17 protein-coding genes are annotated in these 18,587 nt (G+C 64.9%); 11 read left to right on the top strand and 6 right to left on the bottom strand.

Going from position 1 to position 18,587, the window contains the following annotated elements; all coding sequences use genetic code 11:
• Window positions 1-31 precede the first annotated feature (31 nt).
• Entirely contained in the window at window positions 32-1,363 is a 1,332-nt protein-coding gene (locus tag Q7I88_RS02805) for an O-antigen ligase family protein (RefSeq protein ID WP_305097517.1), read from the bottom strand.
• A 312-nt stretch (window positions 1,364-1,675) separates the two neighbouring features.
• On the opposite strand from Q7I88_RS02805, the gene wecC reads away from it, so the two are divergent.
• Complete coding sequence (wecC, locus tag Q7I88_RS02800) at window positions 1,676-2,923, top strand: UDP-N-acetyl-D-mannosamine dehydrogenase (protein WP_305098547.1); 1,248 nt, start codon at window positions 1,676-1,678, stop codon at window positions 2,921-2,923.
• An 8-nt stretch (window positions 2,924-2,931) separates the two neighbouring features.
• Here the strand turns inward: wecC and fabI are convergent, their stop codons facing one another.
• From fabI to Q7I88_RS02785, 3 genes are all read right to left on the bottom strand, one after another.
• Window positions 2,932-3,735, bottom strand: a complete 804-nt coding sequence (gene fabI, locus Q7I88_RS02795; protein WP_305097516.1) for an enoyl-ACP reductase FabI — start codon at window positions 3,733-3,735, stop codon at window positions 2,932-2,934.
• The gene (locus tag Q7I88_RS02790) at window positions 3,732-4,775 is read right to left on the bottom strand and encodes a YihY/virulence factor BrkB family protein (RefSeq protein WP_305097515.1); all 1,044 of its coding nucleotides are present in this window, start codon (window positions 4,773-4,775) and stop codon (window positions 3,732-3,734) included. Before Q7I88_RS02790 ends, fabI begins: the two co-directional genes overlap by 4 nt.
• A 74-nt stretch (window positions 4,776-4,849) precedes the next feature.
• Window positions 4,850-5,839, bottom strand: a complete 990-nt coding sequence (locus tag Q7I88_RS02785; protein ID WP_305097514.1) for a DnaJ C-terminal domain-containing protein — start codon at window positions 5,837-5,839, stop codon at window positions 4,850-4,852.
• A 195-nt stretch (window positions 5,840-6,034) separates the two neighbouring features.
• Here Q7I88_RS02785 and pdxH point away from each other — a divergent pair, with 195 nt between their 5' ends.
• The 3 genes from pdxH to Q7I88_RS02770 are packed head-to-tail and all read left to right on the top strand — an operon-like array spanning window position 6,035 to window position 8,381.
• Window positions 6,035-6,640, top strand: coding sequence for a pyridoxamine 5'-phosphate oxidase (gene pdxH / locus Q7I88_RS02780; protein WP_305097513.1), 606 nt, complete (start codon window positions 6,035-6,037; stop codon window positions 6,638-6,640).
• The gene (locus Q7I88_RS02775) at window positions 6,637-7,587 is read left to right on the top strand and encodes a cation diffusion facilitator family transporter (protein ID WP_305097512.1); all 951 of its coding nucleotides are present in this window, start codon (window positions 6,637-6,639) and stop codon (window positions 7,585-7,587) included. Before pdxH ends, Q7I88_RS02775 begins: the two co-directional genes overlap by 4 nt.
• Window positions 7,584-8,381 carry a PhzF family phenazine biosynthesis protein gene (locus Q7I88_RS02770; RefSeq protein WP_305097511.1) on the top strand — a complete coding sequence of 266 codons (798 nt, stop codon included), beginning with the start codon at window positions 7,584-7,586 and terminating at the stop codon, window positions 8,379-8,381. Before Q7I88_RS02775 ends, Q7I88_RS02770 begins: the two co-directional genes overlap by 4 nt.
• Here the strand turns inward: Q7I88_RS02770 and Q7I88_RS02765 are convergent.
• On the bottom strand, window positions 8,363-9,496 hold the full coding sequence (locus tag Q7I88_RS02765; protein ID WP_305097510.1) for a serine hydrolase domain-containing protein: 1,134 nt from the start codon (window positions 9,494-9,496) through the stop codon (window positions 8,363-8,365). The genes Q7I88_RS02770 and Q7I88_RS02765 overlap by 19 nt on opposite strands.
• Window positions 9,497-9,528: 32 nt before the next feature.
• Here Q7I88_RS02765 and Q7I88_RS02760 point away from each other — a divergent pair, with 32 nt between their 5' ends.
• Both Q7I88_RS02760 and Q7I88_RS02755 read left to right on the top strand, forming a co-directional pair.
• Window positions 9,529-9,876: a hypothetical protein gene (locus tag Q7I88_RS02760; protein WP_305097509.1), complete on the top strand. Its 348-nt coding sequence runs from the start codon at window positions 9,529-9,531 to the stop codon at window positions 9,874-9,876.
• 77 nt (window positions 9,877-9,953) lie between these two features.
• Entirely contained in the window at window positions 9,954-11,327 is a 1,374-nt protein-coding gene (locus tag Q7I88_RS02755; protein WP_305097508.1) for a DUF2254 family protein, read from the top strand.
• Between the two features lie 3 nt (window positions 11,328-11,330).
• Here the strand turns inward: Q7I88_RS02755 and mnmA are convergent, their stop codons facing one another.
• Entirely contained in the window at window positions 11,331-12,488 is a 1,158-nt protein-coding gene (gene mnmA / locus Q7I88_RS02750; RefSeq protein WP_439648355.1) for a tRNA 2-thiouridine(34) synthase MnmA, read from the bottom strand.
• Between the two features lie 110 nt (window positions 12,489-12,598).
• Here mnmA and Q7I88_RS02745 point away from each other — a divergent pair, with 110 nt between their 5' ends.
• The 5 genes from Q7I88_RS02745 to Q7I88_RS02725 all read left to right on the top strand — a co-directional run bounded on the left by Q7I88_RS02745 (window position 12,599) and on the right by Q7I88_RS02725 (window position 18,549).
• Entirely contained in the window at window positions 12,599-12,916 is a 318-nt protein-coding gene (locus Q7I88_RS02745) for a hypothetical protein (RefSeq protein WP_305097507.1), read from the top strand.
• Window positions 12,916-13,215 (top strand): CtrA inhibitor SciP, encoded by a 300-nt coding sequence (sciP, locus tag Q7I88_RS02740; RefSeq protein ID WP_305097506.1) that lies wholly within the window; start codon window positions 12,916-12,918, stop codon window positions 13,213-13,215. The genes Q7I88_RS02745 and sciP overlap by 1 nt, the downstream gene beginning before the upstream one ends.
• Before the next feature lie 134 nt (window positions 13,216-13,349).
• Entirely contained in the window at window positions 13,350-13,616 is a 267-nt protein-coding gene (locus Q7I88_RS02735) for a GlsB/YeaQ/YmgE family stress response membrane protein (protein WP_305097505.1), read from the top strand.
• 237 nt (window positions 13,617-13,853) lie between these two features.
• Window positions 13,854-15,035, top strand: coding sequence for an efflux RND transporter periplasmic adaptor subunit (locus tag Q7I88_RS02730; protein WP_305097504.1), 1,182 nt, complete (start codon window positions 13,854-13,856; stop codon window positions 15,033-15,035).
• A 10-nt stretch (window positions 15,036-15,045) separates the two neighbouring features.
• Entirely contained in the window at window positions 15,046-18,549 is a 3,504-nt protein-coding gene (locus Q7I88_RS02725; protein WP_305097503.1) for an efflux RND transporter permease subunit, read from the top strand.
• Window positions 18,550-18,587 lie beyond the last annotated feature (38 nt).

The raw sequence follows: 18,587 nt of genomic DNA, 5'->3' as shown, positions 1-18,587 counted from the left end.
GGAAAGGGTTTTGTCCGGTTGGGGCAAGATTTCAGTTCCTTAACGCCGCCAAGCGACGCCCTCCTAGGTACATCCAACAGCACAGGATCGCGAAGATGGCACCCAAGGCCGGCGTGCGAAGGGGGTAGTCAACAACGCTTGCTAAGAGTAGGAGCCCGGTCCCTACCGAACCGGCCCGAGCGAGGTCAATCAATGGCTCTTCGTCGTTTCCCCGGCGCCAGAGTCGGGCCACCGTGACGCCCCACCAGATGAGCAGCAGCGCTAGTAGCGCCAAGCCCGGGATTCCGGCCTCGATCGCCAGCTCAAGCAGGTCATCATGCGCGTGGTTGAGGTATTGGAACATCAGCAGGTCCTTCGGCTCGTAGACCTTGTAGACATCCGGGAAGGTCCCGAAGCCGGTGCCTAGGGGCATGTAGCGAAACGCCAGCTCAACGAGTGGTTGAAAGACTTGCAAGCGAAGATCGCCTTGTACGCTTTGCGAAAGCAGGCGTTTGGTGGATTCGGCGTTACGAAGCAACAGGCCTGCGGCGGCAAGGACAATGAGCAGCAGGGTCACTCCGGACAGCAGAACTTTCGGACTTATCCGGTGCAAGGGTATCTTGCCCGACCGCCAAAGTTGGAGCGCCGCACCAGCGAGGCCGACCAGCATGAGCAAAAAACCGGCGCGGGATCCTGTCATTAGGATCAGGGCGATTACTAACAAGACGGCCGACAGAGCGGGCAGCACAGCGATGCCCAACGTTCGGTCGCGGCGAGCCGTCAGCCACCCTGCCAGCAGAGGGAGGGCACACGCCAAGGCCGCGGCTTGATGATTGCGGTTTGCGAAAAGTCCGACCGCCGATCCATGGTTGGTAATACGATAGGGGTAGAGCAAATCGTTACCGCCACTGGCGAATTGCAGCAATCCGACAAGGCCGGATAGGCCGATGAACCCGAGCAGTATCATCAGCAAGGTTCGATCGGCACTCCGCATCCTAGAGTCGGCGACAACGAGGATGGACGCCAAAACCGGAAGCAGGGAAACGAGTGTGTTCAGCGTTCCATCGGGATTGAGTGAGAGCGGACGCCATACCAAATCGATGCCCGGGAACGTGGAAAGTGCCTGAAAGCGCGCGCGGTCTCCAAGGGAGCTCCAAATGCCCGGTGGCAAGGGAACAAGCTGCGCAACGACAAGCAAGACTACTCCTGCGAACAGAAGCAGTGGGCCGCGCAGCTTAACTATAGCCTGGGCCGGCGTATTTGTGACCGTGGTCGCTATGATGAGAATGGCAAGCATGCGGACTAGCGCCTGCGAGAGTGCATCAGCCCGCGCCCCTCCGCCAAACATGAGCAAGAAGCTGAAGAACACCCACGCGACGACCATCGCGCTCTTGCCTTGCCGAGTGTCGGCACTTCGGGGCCACTTCTGAAATTCTCTGGTACTTGCCACAGCCTCATCCCAACGCGCCGCGTGCCAATACACCCAAACAAGGCATATCCGGCGACCCATACTCCTTCAGAGCCCCCGCCGCTTGTCGGCCTGGCGTGAGTCGGTACTCGACATCCTGGCGGGATGCAACTAAGCGGCGTTGCGGCCGACGAGGGGCTTGGCTTTCATCGTTTTCTCGTTGCTTTCCGGCGGATGGCGCGCAGCAAGTCCGCCGCCTCTATCGCTTCAAGTTCAGGGTGCGCAAAAGTGAAAAACACGAATAAGATCCAAGTTTGCATGGTGGGCCTCGGCTACATCGGGCTTCCCACCGCTGCCGTGATGGCCAACGCCCATCTGCGGGTCACGGGAATCGACGTTAATCCGCAGGTGGTCGAGACAATCAACTCGGGACGGATTCACCTCCAGGAGAACGACCTTGCTGAACTTGTCGAAGCAGTGGTGGCGAACGGACTTCTGAAGGCCTCTCTGGAAACGGCGCCTGCGGATGTATTCGTCATCGCGGTGCCAACACCGTTCACTGATGCTCACGTGCCGGACGTCAGCTACGTTCTGGCCGCCGCGCGCAGCATAGCTAAGGTCTTGAAGAAAGGCGATCTGGTTATTCTTGAATCGACTTCGCCGGTTGGGACCACAGAACAAGTGGTGGACGTCATTGGCGAACTGCGATCCGACTTGCAAATGCCAAGTGTGAATGGTGCGGAAGGCGACATTTCGGTCGCCTATTGTCCGGAACGCGTACTCCCGGGACGGATAATCGTCGAGCTGATCGAGAACGACCGCAGCATCGGTGGGATTACGCCGGCCTGCGCCGAAAAAGCTGCGGCCTTCTATCGGAAGTTCGTGAAAGGTGAATGCTCGACCACATCGGTGCGGGTAGCGGAAATGGTCAAGCTCAGCGAAAACGCGTTTCGTGATTTAAACATCGCCTTCGCAAACGAGCTTTCGCTGATCTGTGATCGACTAGCCATCGACACTTGGGAGGTCATCCGCCTTGCCAATCGGCACCCTCGAGTCAACATCCTCGCCCCCGGCCCGGGAGTCGGCGGACACTGCATTGCTGTGGACCCTTGGTTTATCGTCGACAGCGCTCCGGAAGAGGCGCGCCTGATCCGGACTGCACGTGAGGTCAACGACAGCAAGCCGGCTTACGTGATTGAGAGGATCGTGGGGCTCGCCGTCGCGCAGCCTGAAACGAAGATCGCGGTTCTGGGCCTCGCCTTCAAAGCTAATATCGACGACTTCCGCGAAAGTCCTGCACTGGAGGTGGCGAAAGCGCTTCATCAGCGGTTCGTGGATCGGCTGATGGTGGTCGAACCCTATGCCGGAGAAGGCCAGGTTGAATTTCAAGGCATACCCTTGGCGCACTTGGACGATGCTCTTGATAATTGCGGCATCATCGTCGTCCTGGTTGATCACGACGCATTTTGCCAGGTCGACCCGGAGAAACTCGCCGGTAAGACGATCTACGACACTCGCGGCATCTGGCCTGCCTAAGAATCGGCTCAACTCAGCGCAATATCCGGCGCATCCTCCTGCTTCATGCCGACCACGTGATATCCCGCATCGACATGGTGCGTCTCCCCGGTCACGCCCGATGACAGGTCGGAGAGGAAATAGAGCCCCGAGCCTCCGACGTCCTCGATCGTCACGTTGCGGCGCAGGGGCGCGTTGAGTTCGTTCCATTTGAGGATGTAGCGAAAATCGCCGATGCCGCTTGCGGCGAGCGTCTTGATGGGGCCGGCGCTGATGGCGTTGACGCGAATGTTTTCCGGCCCGAGGTCGTTGGCGAGGTATTGCACGCTGGTTTCCAGCGCCGCCTTGGCCACGCCCATCACGTTGTAATGCGGCACGACCTTTTCCGCGCCGTAGTAGGTCAGCGTCAGGATGCTGCCGCCGTTCGGCATCATTTCGCGGGCCCGTTTAGCCACCGCGACCAGGCTGTAAGCGGAGATGTTCATCGTCATCAGGAAGTTGTCGAGGCTCGTGTCGACGTAGTGCCCGCGCAGTTCGCTCTTGTCGGAAAAGCCGATGGCGTGGACAACGAAATCGATCGTCGCCCAACGCTTCTTGAGATTGGCGAAGGCGGCGTCGAGGGCGTCCATGTTCGATACGTCGCACTCGAAGGTGAAATCGCTGCCGAGCTGTTCGGCCAATGGAATGACCCGCTTGCCAAGCGCCTCCCCCTGATAGGAAAAGGCCATCTCGGCCCCGTGTTCGGCGAGCTTCTGGGCAATCCCCCAGGCGAGCGACTTGTCGTTCGCCAGGCCCATGATCAGGCCACGCTTGCCGTGCATCAGACCGTTCATTCGTCAGGTTCCTCCTGGATCTCTTGCCTTGCGCTGTTCGCCGCGTCCTGCCGTTCGTCCGCCTGACCGATCAGGTCCTGCTCCTCTTCCGGCGTCTCGGCGAGCGCGGCGTTGAGTTCGGCGCCCATTACCATGCCTAGGCCGACGAGCCAGAAAAAGAACAGCGCGATCATCATGCCGGCCAGCGAACCGTAGGTCAGGTTGTAGCGGAACACGGTGCGCAGCAGCGGCGGCAGGGTCAGGGTGACGGTAATCCACCAACCGGCGACCAGCAGCGCGCCCGGCCACTTTGGATATCGCCGCGTGCGGTAGGCGTGCGGGGTCAGGGTGAGGAACAACAGGTAGAGCGAGCCGAAGAGTGCGAAGGCCGGGACGAGGCGGGAGAGCGCCAGGTCGCTCAGCAGGTTCGCCAGTTGCGGGAAATAGGCGTCGATCACTTCTTGCGCCGCACCGATCAGTACCTGCGCGATGAGGCTGAACATCAGCAGGATGACCGACGCAATGATGATTCCGGTCGAAAACAGGCGGTATTTCCAGAATGCCGCGGTGGGCTCGGTGCCATAGGCGCGGCGCAGGATGTCGCGAATCGTCTCGATCAGGCTGCCGACGGTCCACAAGCCGATGAGCCCGCCGGCCCACAGCAGCCATCCGCTGCGCTGCGCGACGACGTCGCGCGCCACCGGGCCGATGACGTCGGCGACCACCGGGGGCAAGGCGATGAGCACGGCGTTGATCGTCGCTGCCCGCTCGCTCTCCTCGCCGACGAACGAGAACATCGCCGCGGCAGTGATGAAGAACGGGAAGATCGCCAGCACCGCCATGTAGGCGAGGTTGCCGGCGTGGATGAAGCCGTCGTTGTAGGTGCCGACGACGACTCGCTTGACCACCTCGAACACGCGGCTGCCGGGGCCCATGTGATAGCGCATCTGGTCGCTGAATCCGGCGCTGTGCGCGAGCGCCTGCCGCCGCCTGCTTTCGGGCGAAAGATCGTCGACCGGGGGACCATGCTTGTCCGGGTCGGAGAGGCCAGGGGGCGCCATCGCCTGCGGTTTCTAACAGGTGTCCATTGCCTGTCGAGCGAACGAGCAGGCGGGTCGATGGCTCCGAGGCGCGATCACACGCCGAGATCGGCGCGCACGTCGCGGGTATCTTCCCACCCCTCGAGCTTGCCGGCGAGTTCGGCGATGTCGTCGGGCAGGTCGATTTCGAGCGTTACCAGTTGGTCGCCCCGGCCGCCGCCTTTCTTCGAAAAACCCTTACCTTTGAGGCGCATGACCGTGCCGCCGCTGGTCCCCGGCTTGATCGTCAGCATGACCGCGCCGTCCACCGTCGGACACCGCACCTTGGCCCCGGCAATCGCTTCGCTCAGCGTGACCGGAAGGTCCATGCGCACGTCATGTCCGTCCTTGCGAAAGAACTTGTGCGGCTCGAGTGCGATCGTGACGATCCCATCGCCGTGACCGCCCGGCCCGGCCTCGCCCTTGCCCTTGAGGCGCATTTGCGTGCCGTCCTCGGTGCCTTGCGGCAGCTTGAGATCGATGGTCTTCCCGTCGGCGAGCGTGATGCGCTGCTCTTTCAGCGCCGCGGCGTCGGCGAAGGGGACGCGCAAACGATAATTGATGTCGGCACCCTTGCGCGGCGGCGGCGAGGGCCGGCGGTCGAACCCGCCCGACCTGCCGCCGAATCCGCCGGCGGTGCCGCCGCGGGCGCCGCCGAACAGTCCGTCGAAGATGTCGCCGAGATCGATTCCCTCTGCCCCGGCCATGTTCTGGAAGTCGCGCGGGTCGAACCCCTGCGGGCCGGCCCCGCCGCGCTGGCTGCGAAAACCGCCGCCACCGCCGAACGGGTTCCCGCCGCCGCCCATGCCGAAAGGCATTGCCGGGTTGCCGTCGGCATCGATCTCGCCGCGATCGAACTGCGCCCGCTTGTCCTTGTCGGACAGCAGGTCATAGGCCCGGGTCACATCGGAGAAGCGCTCCGACGCGTCGGGTTTGTCCTTGTTGCGGTCGGGGTGCAGTTCCTTCGCAAGCTTGCGGTAGGCGGACTTGATGTCCTTTTCGCTCGCGTCGCGGGTTACGCCCAAGGTTGCATAGGGATCGGCCATGGCGTGTTAGCTAGGCACAACAGTATGCCGACGCAAGCACGCGACACTTTCCTCGATGCCGTCATTCTGCCAGCGTCGCTGCATGCTATCGAGAATCGCCTCCTGCGCCGCACCCGCCCCGCATTCGGGGAATCTCTCCCGAGCCGCGATTCGCATGGCCGGCGCGATCATCGGGGCTGTTCGGGGGGTTTCGGCATGACCGCCGAACAGGAGGCGATCCCTCACAGCGATCCTGCCGCGTTGTTCGACGCCTGGTTCGCCGAGGCGCGGGCGAGCGAGCCGAACGATGCTAATGCCATGGCGCTCGCCACAGCGACGCCGGATGGCGCGCCTTCGGTGCGGATGGTCCTGCTCAAGGGCCACGGGCCCGAGGGCTTCGTGTTCTACACCAATGTTCAAAGCCGCAAGGGGCAGGAGATTCTCGCCAATCGGCGCGCCGCGCTGCTGTTCCATTGGAAGAGCCTGCGCCGCCAGGTCCGCATCGAAGGCCCGCTGAGCGAGGTCACCGCGCAGGAGGCCGACGATTACTTCCATTCGCGGCACCCGCTCTCGCAGCTCGGCTCGGCGGCCTCGGATCAGTCGCGCCCGCTCGAGAATCGCAAGACCTATCTCGCCCGGGTCGACGAGCTTGCGGCGCGCTACGATGGACAGGAAATCCCCCGTCCGCTTCACTGGACCGGCTTCCGCTGCCTGCCGCAGCGGATCGAGTTCTGGCTCGACCGCGACAACCGGCTGCACGAGCGGCGCCAGTTTAACCGCCGGCCCGATGGCGGCTGGTCGAGCACGCTGCTGTATCCATGACCGCGATTTCCGACGATCCTGCCGCCCGCGCGCGGCTGACCCGCAGCGCCGCGTTCGCCTCGATCACGATGGCCAGCGTGCTGGCGGCGATGAAGATCTGGGCGGTGTGGAAGACCGATTCGACCGCCATGCTGGGAAGCCTGGCCGACACCGGGCTCGACCTCGTCGCCAGCATCGCCACGCTGATCGGGGTATGGATCGCCGCCCAGCCCGCCGACGAGGATCACCGCTTCGGGCATGGCAAGGCCGAAGCGCTGGCGGCGCTGTTCCAGGTCGTGCTGATTACGCTGTCGGCCGTGGGCATTGCCTATCGCGCGGTGGGCGAACTGATCTCCGGGGGGCGGGTCGCTTCGGCCAACGAAGGCATTGCGGTGTCCGCCCTGGCAATCCTCGGCACCTTCGCGCTGCTCGCCTGGCAGCGCCACGTGATCCGTTCGACCGGCAGCATCGCGATCAAGACCGACAACGTCCACTACAAGTCGGACCTCTATCTCAACCTCGCGGTGATCGCCGCGCTGGTGCTGGACCGCTTCGTCGGCATTGCCGGTGCCGATCCCGCCTTCGGATTGATGATCGCGCTGTGGCTCGCCTGGGGCGCGTGGCGCGCATCGAGCGAGGCGCTCGACCACCTGATGGACAGGGAATGGCCCGACGACAAGCGCGACGAGTTCATCGCGGTGCTGGCGCGAATTCCGGAAGTCCATGGGATGCACGATCTGCGGACCCGGACCAGCGGCGTGCACGATTTCGCCCAGTTCCATATTTCGGTCGATCCGCAGATGACGGTCGCCCAGGCCCATGTCGTGATGGACAAGATCGAGGACCGGCTGGACCGCGAATTCCCCGGCGTGGAGGTGCTGATCCATACCGATCCGATTGGTCTCGTCGACGAGACGGGCGCGGCGGCGGAAGAGCTTTTGCCGCAGGACGGGAGTGCAGTCACATGAAGCGGCCCTATTGGCACGTCGATGCTTTCTCGGATCGCCCCTTCGCCGGCAACCAGGCAGGGGTCATGCCGCTCGACGAATGGCTCCCCGACGAGCTGCTGCAGGCGATCGCCGAAGAGAACAAGTTCGCCGAGACCGCCTTCCTCGTGCCGGACGCGAGCGATGCGGCCGACTGGGAACTGCGCTGGTTCACCCCGGCCTGCGAAATCCGTCTGTGCGGTCATGCTACGCTCGCATCGGGCCATGTCGTGCTCACCCGCGACGGCGGCGACAGAGTCACGTTCCGGACCCGCCAGGCGGGCGTGCTCGAGGTGAAGCGGCTCGACGAGGGCGGTTACGAGCTTGCCCTGCCGACGATTTCGACCGCGCGGGGCAGCTTCACCGAAGCCGTGGTGCTGCTCGGGCGGACTTCGCGCGAGACCTGGGTCAGCCCCGACCGCTACGCCATTTTCCTGTTTGCGGACGAGGGCGAAGTCCGCGCGCTGCGGCCCGACTTCAAGGGCTTGGCCGAGCTGGGCGACCACCAGTACATCTGTACCGCGCCGGGCGATTCCTGCGACGTCGTGAGCCGGGTGTTCGTCCCCGGCGCCGGGGTCGACGAGGACAGCGTGACCGGTTCGGCGCACGCCGCGCTGACCCCGTTTTGGGCCGCGCGGCTCGGCCGCGAGCGCTTCACCGCGCACCAGGCCTCGCAGCGTGGCGGCGATTTGGTCTGCCGGCTCGATGGCGACCGCGCCTGGCTCGGCGGCCACTGCGCGACGGTGGTCGAAGGGACCTATTTCCTCGAGGGGTAGAGCGCGGCGATCTTCGCCAGGTCGTCGACCAGTGCGCGGCGCTGGCTATCTTCGGTATGGCCGAGCCGCACGATGGTCAGTCCCTGGCTCGGCGAGACGATCACGTACTGGCCGAGGTGCCCGACCAGCGCGAACGCGTCGGCGGGCCCCTGGTCGGGGAACAGCACGACCTTCTCGCTGTCCGACTTGCGGTTGAGCCAGGTCATCGCGCCGTAGTCGGCCTTGCGCGGGCTGGGCCGGGTCATGAACTCGGCCCAACTGCGCGGGACGAGCTGTGTGCCGCGTACCGAGCCCTTGTGGCGCATCAATTCACCGACCTTGGCCCAGTCGCGCGCCGTGGCCCAGATCATCGAGCCGCCGAGCATCGTGCCCGAGGCATCGTATTCGCCGCGCAGCGAGGGCGCGCGTAGCGGCGCCGACAGGCGCGAGACCATGAACTCGTCGACCGCCGCGCGGCGCTCGTCGGCGCTGCCGTCGGGGGCGAGAATCCGCGCGGCGATGTCCGAGAGAATCATCGCGGTGGGGGTCGAATACTGGAACACACGCCCGGCCTCGTGCTCGAGCGGCGCGGCTTCGGCCCAGGCGGCCATGTCATCGCGCCCGTCGAGGAACATCATGCGCACTTCGCCCGAGGTGTAGATCGGGTCGGCCATCTCCTGGTGGCGCAGGCCCGATCGCATCTGCAGCAACTGGCGCAGTGTGATCTCGCCGCGCGGGTCGCCCGAGCGCTGCCAGGCCGGGATCGGCGGCGAGCGGTCGAGGTGCAGCCGTCCCTCGGCGACGAGCGCGCCGATCAGCAGGCCGGTAACCGTCTTCGACATCGACCAGCCGATGAAGGGGGTTTGCTTGCCGTAGCCGGCTTCGTAGCGCTCGGCGGCGATCTCGCCGTCGTGGAGCACCAGCACGGCGCGGGTTTCGCCGATGCCCTCGTCGTTGAACAGCGCATCGACCGCGCGGGCCAGCTTCTCGCGCGAGGCGCCGGGATCGGCGCTCACCGCCTCGAGCGCGCCGGGCGGCAGCGGTGGCTCGGGTGGCGGGCCCGGGTCGCCGCAAGCAGCCAGCAACAGGGCTGGAAGCAGGGCTGCGGCAAGGCTAGGGAAATGGCGAGGCGTCATCGGGGCGCCTTCCATCCTTCAGGCGCTTCGCAATGGCAACCGCAAAGACTTCAGCTCAGCGCTCCCGGCCAAGGTGGCTCAAGATCATTCTCGCGCTGGCCTTCGTCGTGCTCGTGTCCGGCTGGTTCTTCCGCGAGCCGATCTACGGCCGGGCGGAGACCGGGGCGGCCTACGGCGCCCACGTCGCCTGCTCGTGCCGCTACCTCGCCGGACGCGGCCTGTCCGACTGCAAGAAGGATTTCGAACCGGGCATGGAAGCAGTCTTCCTCAGCGAAGACGCAGACGAGAAATCGGTCACCGCGTACGTGCCTCTGCTCGCCAGCGAGACCGCGCGTTACCGCAAGGGCTATGGGTGCGTTCTCGAACCCTGGTCTGAGTAGCGCGCCGGAACGGACCCCGCGCCGAGCGGTTTTTGTCGGAAAACCGGGAATGACCGGTTGGGCAACGGGGCTTGGTTGTGAAAAAGTTGTTCGACACCATACGGCGCAGCTTTTCTGAATTCCTCGCGGTACCGACCGCGGAGGTGGCGGCATTTCTCGTCGCTGCCTGGGGCATCAGCATGGTCGATACCGCCGCCGGCCAGCGGGGAGAGTGGAGTTCGTGGCGACGCGCGCTCGATTCGTTCATCGGCGATACGGACCGGGCGTCGCAGCTGATGTCGACGGTCGCCACAAGCCTCGTGACGATGAGTTCGATCACCTTCTCGATCCTGCTGCTGGCGGTGCAACAGAGTTCCGCCGCGCTGACCAACCAGATCGTCGATCAGTACATGCGGCGGCGTTCCAACCAGACCTTCTTTGGTTTCTTCGTCGGGTCTTCGCTCTTCGCCCTGACCTGTCTCGGCCTTTCCAAGAAGGATGCGGTGCCGGTGCTCGCCACCAGCGTCTGCCTGCTGCTGGCAATCATCTGCCTCGTGCTGCTCGTGGCGCTGATCTACTCGACGCTCGATCAGACGCGGCCTTCGTCGATCATCGCCACGATTCACGACGCCACGATCACCGCGCGCGAGCGCCAATTGCGACACCGTTCCGGCGTGCAGCCTTGCAAGCCGGGGCTGCCGGGCGGGCAGGAAATCGTCAGCCATGGTTTCGGCTATGTGGTGCACATCGACTTCGCGCCGCTGAAGGAGATTGCCGAGCAGGACGCCGATCGCAAAATCGTGATCGAAAAACCGCTCGGGGCGCCGATTTGCCACGGCGAAGTCGCGGCGCGGGTCGTGGGCGGGGCCCCCTTGGGCGAGAGCGAGGAAAACCGCATCCGCAATGCGATACGGGTTGCGCGGCGGCGCGAGCTTACCAGGGACCCGATGTTCGGCGTCGATCAGCTTGGAAACATCGGCTGGACTTCGGTATCGACCGCCAAATCCAATCCGGCCGCCGGTCTGATTGCCATTCACGCTCTCAACGACCTCCTTTTCACCTGGGGGCCGCGCGGACAGCTGGCGGCGAAGGATTGCCCGGAAAGCCGGGTCTATTGCCGCGACACGCTGATGGATCACATCGCTTGCGCTTACGAATCGCTGATGGTGGTAGCATCCGAATCGATGCAGCAGCAGAGCCTCGCCGAGATCGGCAAGGGACTCTCCCGCGCCTTCGCCAAGGTGCCTTCCGAAATGCAGGACAAGATCGAACGGGCTGTGGTCAACAGCCTGTCCGCCCTCGGCGACCATGTGCCGACCGACGTCTTGTGTCAGGAGCTGGAGCGACTCGAACAGGCTTTTCGCGACAGCGGCCGGCGCGAGTCGGCCGACAAGCTTGCGCGGGCCTGGGACAAGCTGGCGCGGTCTCGCGGACACCTCCATTCGCGGGCGGATCGGGTGCCCTCCGGCTGACCTTCAGCCGGGCTCGGTCGCTTCGATCCAGCCGCCGCCGACCACCCGGTCGCCGGCGTAGAGCACCGCCGCTTGGCCGGGTGCGACCCCACATTCAGGCTGCGGGAAACGAATGGTCGTTGCTGCTCCTGCGCCGAGGGGACCGTCGAGCACCACTGGAACCGGCCGGGCGAGCGAACGGACCTTGGCCGTCAGCGGCGCATCGGGGAGCGGACCTATGCGGTTGGTCTCGATCAGCCGCGCGGCCCCGACCGCCAGGAGCCGCTTCGGGCCGACGCGCACCTCAGCCCGCTCGGCATCGAGCGAGACGACATAGAGCGGTTCGGCCTGGCCGCCGATCTCGAGCCCGCGGCGCTGGCCCACGGTGAAATGGATCACACCCGCATGCTGCCCGAGCACTTCGCCGCTTGTCGCATGGACGATGCTTCCTGCCCGGACCCCCTCGGGCCGCACCGAACGTACGATTTTCGCATAGTCGCCGTCGGGAACGAAACAGATGTCCTGGCTATCCGGCTTTGCAGCGACGGCGAGGCCGAATTCGGCGGCGATCTGCCGCACTTCGGCCTTGGGCAAGCCGCCGAGCGGGAAGCGCAGGTAATCGAGTTGCTCATCGGTCGTCGCATAGAGGAAATAAGACTGGTCGCGCGCCGGATCGAGCGCCCGGTGCAGTTCGGGTCCGGCAGGCCCCTCCAGGCGGCGCACGTAGTGGCCGGTGGCGAGGCAGTCGGCGCCGAGTTCGCGCGCCATGTCCAGAAGATCGGTGAATTTCGGCCCCATGTTGCAGCGGATGCAAGGGATGGGCGTGCGCCCGGCGAGGTAGTCGTCGGCGAATGTTTCGACCACTTCCTCGCGGAACGCGCTCTCGTGGTCGAACACGTAGTGCGCGAAGCCGAGTCGGTCGGCGACCGTGCGCGCGTCGCGGATGTCGTCGCCGGCGCAGCACGCGCCCTTGCGTCCGGTGGCGGCGCCGTAGTCGTAGAGCTGCAGCGTTACGCCGATGACTTCGGCGCCGCTGCGGCTCGCCAGGGCGGCGACCATCGAGCTGTCGACCCCGCCGGACATGGCGACGACAATGCGGCATTCGCCGGCCGGCCGGGGCAGGTCGAACAAAGCCGCGGGATCGACGGCCAACGAGGCGGGGGCGGAGGCGATAGCGGACACGATGGCGCGCCCCTTACACGCCCGGAGGCGACGCGGCAAAGGCAAGGAGATAATGCAGGGTAAACGGCGGCTTTACCGGTTCTTGACGCTTGCCCGCTATCGGCAAGGACATGTTCGAAGCCAAGTTCCACAAACAAGGCACCGCGCGGCCGCTCGATCATGCCGAAGAGGCCGACGGCGGTCTTCGGCCGGTCAGCTGGTCGGACCTGGTCGCCAAGCTCGATGCGGCGCGCGATCTGCGCATCGCTTTGCACGGGCTCGACGAGCAGGGCGAGGGGAGCTTTAACCCGAGTTGCGCGCGGCACATTGCTGCGCTCGGCGACGGCAAACAGGGCGTTAACCTCGATGCTTTAGCGGATGGCAAAGCACCCAGCGGCATGGCGAACCAACACGTAGAACGAGGTGCGGACAGCGTCCGGGGAAATTGATGATCGAGAACCAGAAAATCCGTCCTGCGCAAGTGATCGGCCCGCTCGGCGAGCCGCTCACGATCAGGGACCTTCCGTCGCCCCAGACCAAGCGCTGGGTGGTGCGGCGCAAGGCCGAGGTCGTGGCTGCCGTCAATGGCGGCCTGCTGACCATCGACGAGGTTCTCGAGCGCTATAACCTGACGCTCGAGGAGTTCGCGTCGTGGCAGCGTGCCGTCGACCGCTCGGGCATGCAGGGCCTGCGGGTCACCCGCATCCAGCATTATCGCGACCTTTACGAACGTCAGCTCAAGTACTGATATTCCATTAGCTTTCAGTTGCTTGCACCCATACGTCGGCGAGTCGTCAGCGGGTGCGGGGAACACTCACGTCCATCCTACGTTTTCCCAGCAGTTCGAGAGAATAAAACCGAATTTGCAGGAGGAATACGGATATGGGCTGGATTATCGCTATTATCGTCGGCGGCGTGGCCGGATGGCTTGCCTCCATTGTCATGCGGCGCGATGCCTCGATGGGCATCTTCATGAACATCATCGTCGGCATCATCGGCGCGCTGCTCGGCAACTTGCTGGCCGGCTGGATCTTCAACGTCGAAGGAACGATCCAGACGTTCAATCTCACCGGCTTCATTATCGCCATCGTCGGCGCGATCGTGCTGCTGGGCATCGTCAATCTGTTCCAGCGCGGCAGCGTGCGCTAGGCCGAAGCCGAAACACTGCAGTAAAGAGGGGGGCGGTCCGCGATGGCGGGCCGCCCCTTTTGTCGCTTACGACAATTTATTACTCGTCGGCTTGGCTCGGCCGTCTATAGAAGAGCGGATTGCGCCGCATATTGCAGCGCAGTATGCGCCCAGGCGAACCGGCCGCACCTTCGCCGTGCGGGCCGGCGTTAACTGTGTTATGTCCGCCGGGGCGGGCAGTGAGGCTCGAAAGCGCGAATGAACTACGAGACGACAGTCAGTCTGGACGGTGCCGACGGGCAGTCCCCTTCTCTCGAGGAAGCGGAGGCAGGGGCGCGTCACAAGCGGCGCAACATCGTCATCGCGGCCGTTGCCGCCGTTCTGGTGCTTGTCGCCTATTTCGCCTTCGCCACCGGCGGCGAGGAACCGGATTTCGGCGCGCGCACCGGTCAGGTTCCTGTCGTGACCGTCGTTTCGCCCGGAGAGGGCACCATCGCCGGCACGATCAACGCCACGGGAACGATTGCCGCGCGCCGCGAACTGCCGGTCGGCAGCGTCGGCGAAGGCGGCCGGGTGATTTCGGTACCCGTGGATGCGGGCGACTGGGTCAAAGCCGGCCAGGTGCTGGCGGTTATCGATCGGTCGGTGCAGGTCCAGCAGACTGCCGGCCAGGCCGCTCAGTTGCAGGTAGCCCGGGCCGATGCCGAACTGGCACAGGCCAATCTCGACCGCGCGCTGAAGCTGGTCGATCGTGGGTTCATTTCCAAAGCCGACCTTGATCGCCTGACCGCGACGCGCGACGCGGCCGTAGCCCGCGTTCGCGTCGCCGAAGCGCAACTTGGCGAGCGGCGGGCGCGAAACGCGCAGCTCAACATCGTAGCGCCCGCAGCGGGCCTCTTGCTCGAACGCAACGTCGAACCCGGCCAGACCGTGGGAGCGGGTTCGGGCGTGCTGTTCTCGATCGCCAAGGGCGGCGAGATGGAACTGCTCGCCAAGCTCGGCGAGAGCGAACTCGCGTCCGTTCCCCTCGGCGCCAGCGCCACGGTCACTCCTGTCGGGACCGACAAGTCGTTTACCGGGCAGATCTGGCAGAAGTCGCCCGTGATCGACCCCCAGACGCGGCAGGGCAACGCCCGCATCGCGCTGGCCTATGCGCCAGCGCTGCGTCCCGGCGGCTTCGCCTCCGCCGTGATCGACAGTGGGACGATTTCCGCTCCGCTACTGCCGGAAAGCGCGATCATGTCCGACGACAAGGGCAGCTACGTGTACATCGTCGGCAAGGATAACAAGGTGGTACGGCGTCCGATAAAGACGGGGCTGGTGACCGACACCGGTATCGCTGTGGTCGAGGGCCTCTCCGGGAACGAGAAGATCGTCGAGCGTGCCGGGGGCTTCCTGTCGGAAGGTGACACCGTCAAACCCGTCACCTCGCGCCGCTAGGCCCTCGCGCATGGCCTTCCGCAACATATCCGCCTGGTCGATCCGCAACCCGATCGTCCCGATCGTCGCCTTCGTGGGTCTTTTGCTGGCCGGCCTTTTTTCGTTCAACCAGATGGACGTCCAGGACCGGCCGGACATCGAGTTCCCGGTGGTCAACGTCAATATCTCGCAGCCGGGCGCTGCGCCCAGCGAAATCGAGAACCAGATCACCCAACGCGTCGAGGCGGCCGTGCAGACGCTCGACGGGGTGCAGAACATCAGCTCAACCGCCTCAGAGGGCAGTTCGAGCACGCAGATCGAGTTCGAACTCGGCACCGACATCAACGAGGCGGTGAACGAGGCCAAAGCCGCGATCGACCAGATTCGCGGCGAACTCCCCGATGGGATTCTCGAACCGCGGGTTTCCAAACAGAGGACAAGTTCGCAGCCGATCGTCTACTTCGGCGTCGCCGCCGACGACATGACGATCGAGCAGCTCTCGTGGTTCATCGACGACACCGTCGCCAAGCGCCTGCTCACGGTCGACGGGCTCGCCGAAGTCAGCCGCAACGGCGGGGTCGACCGCGAGATTCTGGTCATTCTCGACCCGGCCAAGATGCAGTCGCTCGGGGTGACGGCCAGCCAGGTCAACCAGACTCTGCGCACCCTCAACACGAACGCCGCCGGCGGCCGCGCCGAAATCGCCGGTTCACGGCAGTCCGTCCGCGTCCTGGGCAACGCCGCCTCGGCCTACGACCTTTCGCAGACGCAAATCGCGATCGGCGGTGGGCGGACGATCAAGCTGGCCGATATTGCCAAGGTGACCGACAGCTACGGCGAATTGCGTTCGCTCGCCAAGCTCAACGGCAAACAGATCGTCACCTTCTCGGTCACCCGCGCCCGCGGAGAATCCGACGTCACCGTGTACGACGGCGTCGTCAAGGAGCTGAAGCAGCTCGAGAAGGAAAATCCCGGCATTACCTTTACCCGGCTGTTCACCCAGGTCGACTACACCAAGCAGCAGTACGAGAGCTCGATGGCGGCGATGATCGAGGGTGCCGTGCTTGCCGTCGTCGTGGTGTTCCTGTTCCTGCGCGACTGGCGGGCGACGATCATCGCAGCGCTGGCAATCCCGCTCTCCGCCATCCCCACCTTCTGGTTCATGGACCTGCTGGGCTTTTCGCTCAATCAGATGTCCCTGCTCGCGCTCGGTCTCGTCGCCGGCGTTCTGGTCGACGACGCAATCGTCGAGATCGAGAACATCGTCAGACACATGCGAATGGGCAAGAGCGCGTACCAGGCGTCGATCGACGCCGCCGACGAGATCGGCCTGGCGGTGGTCGCCACCACCTTTTCGATTGTCGCCGTGTTCCTTCCGGTCGGGCTGATGCCTGGGGTCGCCGGCCAGTTCTTCAAAAATTTCGGCCTGACCGTGGTCGCCTCGGTGCTGATGAGCCTGGCCGTGGCGCGCCTCATCACGCCGATGGTCGCGGCCTATTTCCTCAAGGCGAAGGGCCACCAGGCTCACGGCGAGGGGCGGTTGATGGACCGCTACATGTCGGTGCTGCACTGGTCTCTGGACACCAGCAAGGCCGACGCGCTGCGCGCCCGGCTGACTCCGGTCGAGTCGGACTGGTGGCACTTCCCGGTGGCGCTGGTCTTCCGTCTCGTCGTGCTGGCGGCCGCCTTCGCCGGCTTCGCGGGCGTGGGGTATGCTCTCGATACCTTGGTAGGTTCGCTTGTCACGCCGCAGTTCTGGCTTGGCTTCCTGGGGGCGCTGCCCGAACTTCTCGGTCAGGTAATCGCCGGGCTGGTCGCGCTGGTTTTCCTGCTCGCGGGACTCGCGGTGGCGCTGGCGGCGGGCTGGTTCGCAGCGCGCCTGATAGCCCGCGTGCTTGTTCTCGCGGCGCACCTGCTCGGGCGGCATTTCGCCGAGGCCTATGCCTATCGCAATGAACGCTACGCCGCGCGATTCCGCGGCGATCACCGGGTCTGGATGATGCTCGTCGGGGTGGTCGCGCTGACCCTGACCGCGCTGCAGTTCATGGCCATTCCCAAGCAGTTCTTCCCCAACAACGACAGCGACTTCTCGATGATTCGCGTCTCCATGGTGCCCGGCACCACGCTGGAGCAGACCGACCGGGTGATCGAGACGATCGCAGAGCGGATGAAGAAGGAACAGGAAGTCGAACTCGCCCTGGGCATCGTCAACGAGGGCAGCGGCATGGTCCGCCTCGTGCTCCGGGACGACAGGGAACGCACGAGCAAGCAGTTCGAGGAGGAAATGACGCCCTACCTCCAGTCCCTGCCCGACGTGCGGGCAAGCTTCCAGAACCAGCAGGGCGGCGGGGGCGGGACCGGCCGGGGCATTTCGATCATGCTTTCGGGGTCCGATCCCATCAAGCTCGACGCGGCTGCCAACACGCTGGTCGAACAGATGAAGGATGTGCCCGGCGCCGTGGCGCCGCGCGTCGAACTCGATCTCCAGCGGCCCGAACTGATCGTCAAGCCGCGCGAAGATCTGGCACAGAGTCTCGGCGTGTCGACCAGCGCGCTGAGCCAGGCCATCCGCATCGCCACGCTCGGCGATATCGACCAGAACGCGGCGAAGTTTTCGCTGTCCGACCGGCAGGTCCCGATCCGGGTCCGGCTGAGCGAGGATTCGCGGCGCGACATGTCGGTAATTCGCAACCTGCCGGTGCCGACGTCGGCGGGCGGCTCGGTCCCGCTCGAGCGCGTGGCCGACATCACTTTCGGCGAAGGTCCGACAAGCATCCAGCGCTACAACCAGAACCGCCGGGTCTTCGTCAGTGCCGACGTGGCGCCCGGCTTCGCCAGCGGTGACGTCAAGTCGGCGATCAACCGCTTGCCGATCATGCGGAACCTACCCTCGGGCGTGTCGAACGCGCCCGTCGGGGAGGATGAATGGCAGGCCGAGCTGCTCAAGAACTTCGTGGTGGCGCTGGCGGCGGCCATTCTGCTGGTCTTCTCGGTGCTGGTTCTGCTTTACCGCCGGCTGGTTTCGCCGCTGGTCAACATGGGTTCGCTGTTCCTCGCCCCGCTCGGCGGGCTGCTGTTCCTGTTCGTCGTGGGGCAGCCGATTTCGCTTCCGGTTTTCATCGGCATCCTCATGCTGTTCGGAATCGTCGCCAAAAACTCGATCCTGCTCATCGACTTTGCGATCGAGGAAATGGCCACCGGCAAGACCAAGCGCGAGGCCATCATCGAAGCCGGGCACAAACGCGCCCAGCCGATCGTCATGACCACGGTGGCGATGACTGCCGGGATGATACCCACGGCCATCTCGCTGGCTGGCGATTCCGCCTGGCGCGCGCCGATGGGCACGATCGTTATCGGCGGCCTGACGCTCTCGACGCTGCTGACCCTGCTCATCGTCCCCGCGGGCTTCAGCCTGGCCGACGGGCTCGAAAAGCGCCTCGGGCCGTGGCTGCGCGACCGCATTCTGACCTACAAGCCGGGCGACGACCGGACCGACGGTGAGGCGCCGCAGCGTGGGGCGCTCCCGGCCGAGTGACGCCTTGACCCGGCCGGCCGCGGCGGGCAGCCCTGTCG

It is taken from the genome of Croceibacterium aestuarii, from assembly GCF_030657335.1.
Classification (GTDB): Bacteria; Pseudomonadota; Alphaproteobacteria; order Sphingomonadales; family Sphingomonadaceae; genus Croceibacterium_B; species Croceibacterium_B aestuarii.
This window is presented reverse-complemented; position numbering and strand designations above follow the sequence as displayed.